Annotated in this window: 3 protein-coding genes and 1 pseudogene; all 4 read right to left on the bottom strand. The window is 70.9% G+C overall.

Annotation, left to right across the window (positions count from 1 at the left end):
- Positions 1-197, bottom strand: a pseudogene (locus tag ACFQEU_RS16090) (tRNA pseudouridine(38-40) synthase TruA); the annotation flags it as partial.
- A gap of 59 nt (positions 198-256) precedes the next feature.
- Complete coding sequence (locus tag ACFQEU_RS16085; protein WP_379783805.1) at positions 257-721, bottom strand: universal stress protein; 465 nt, start codon at positions 719-721, stop codon at positions 257-259.
- 54 nt (positions 722-775) lie between these two features.
- The gene (locus ACFQEU_RS16080) at positions 776-976 is read right to left on the bottom strand and encodes a XapX domain-containing protein (protein WP_379783803.1); all 201 of its coding nucleotides are present in this window, start codon (positions 974-976) and stop codon (positions 776-778) included.
- Between the two features lie 46 nt (positions 977-1,022).
- Positions 1,023-1,284: hypothetical protein (locus ACFQEU_RS16075; RefSeq protein ID WP_379783801.1), on the bottom strand; the 262-nt coding region annotated here is incomplete at its 5' end.

Raw genomic sequence — 1,284 nt, 5'->3', positions numbered from 1 at the left:
CGCCCGGCGGCGGCGTACCCCGGCGGAACCGCGTGGGTCGCGCCGTCGCCCCGGTCGATCAGGCCGTGATCGGCGAGCGCCCGCAACAGGGTCCCCTCGACGGTCCGTGCGTGCGGTTGGCGCTGGAACCCAGCGTACTCACGGCCGTCATAAGCGACGCGGAACGCCCGGGTCACTCGGTCCGCGCGGGGATCGATAGTCGCCGTCTCGACGGGACGCTCCGCGCCCGACTGAGGGGGATCGGCGGTCCCGTCGGTCACGCGTCGTCGCCGGTCGCTGTCCGTCCGTCCTCGTTGTCCCGCATCGGAACCGTCACCACCGGAACCGGCGAGATCCGGACGATCTTCTCCGTGACGCTACCGAGCAGGACGCGCTGTAAGCCGGTTCGCGTGTGTGTCGGCATCACCACGAGGTCCGCGCCGGTGTCCTCGATGGCGTTCTCGATCACGCGCAGCGGCTCGCCGTGGATCACGCTCCCGACCACGTCGAGGCCGGCGGCGTCGAGCTCCGCGGTCACCGTCTCGACACGGCGCTCCGCGCCCGACTCGACGCGGTCGGCGACCGACGCGATGCGGGGGCCGCTTAGCGTGTGTTCGAGCGTGTCGACCGCGCTCACGACGTGGATCGTGGCGTCGTACCGCTCCGCGAGGCTGCGCGCGTGTGGTATCGCGGCGTTTGCGGCGCTGCCCGGCGCGACCGGAAGCAGGATGTCGTCGTACATACCGGAGCGTGACGCGCCGGGTGGAAAACCGTACCGGCGGCCGTCGCCACCGGGCTACAGCCCGATCGCGTCGAGCAGGTCGAACCCCCAATCGGTGTACTCGACCAGCTTGAACCCGAAGTAGATACCGACGATCGCCATCACGCCCGGCAGCTCCGGCGGCGCGGGGATCGGGACCCGGAGGAACGCGAACAGCGCGCCGACCGTCACGCCGACGAGCGTCGCGACCGCCGTCAGCGTCAGCGTCGAACTCATGGTCGCGGTCGGTCCCGTTCGGGTATAGGGGTGACGTTCCCTCGGCTCACCGCCGCAGCCCGCCCTGCGATTTGATCCGCATGATGTGTCGGACGTTGAGGTAGATCTCCTCCGGCGAGGTCGCCTCGTCGGGGTCGTAGAGATCCGACACCCGGTAGAGGATCGCCGACAGCTGCTTGCTCTCCTCGCTCTCGCCGCGCACGTCGTCGGCGATCGTCCGGAGGAACTCCCGGACGTCTTCGTCGGCGGCGAACTCGTCGGCGGCCGCGGCTGCCGCCGACTCCGGGACGACGGGGTCGACGCCGGCC

This window comes from Halorubrum tibetense (genome assembly GCF_042661865.1).
In the GTDB taxonomy this organism is placed as follows: Archaea; Halobacteriota; Halobacteria; order Halobacteriales; family Haloferacaceae; genus Halorubrum; species Halorubrum tibetense.
The sequence above is the reverse complement of the archived record's forward strand: the minus strand, read 5'-3'. Positions and strand labels throughout refer to the sequence as shown.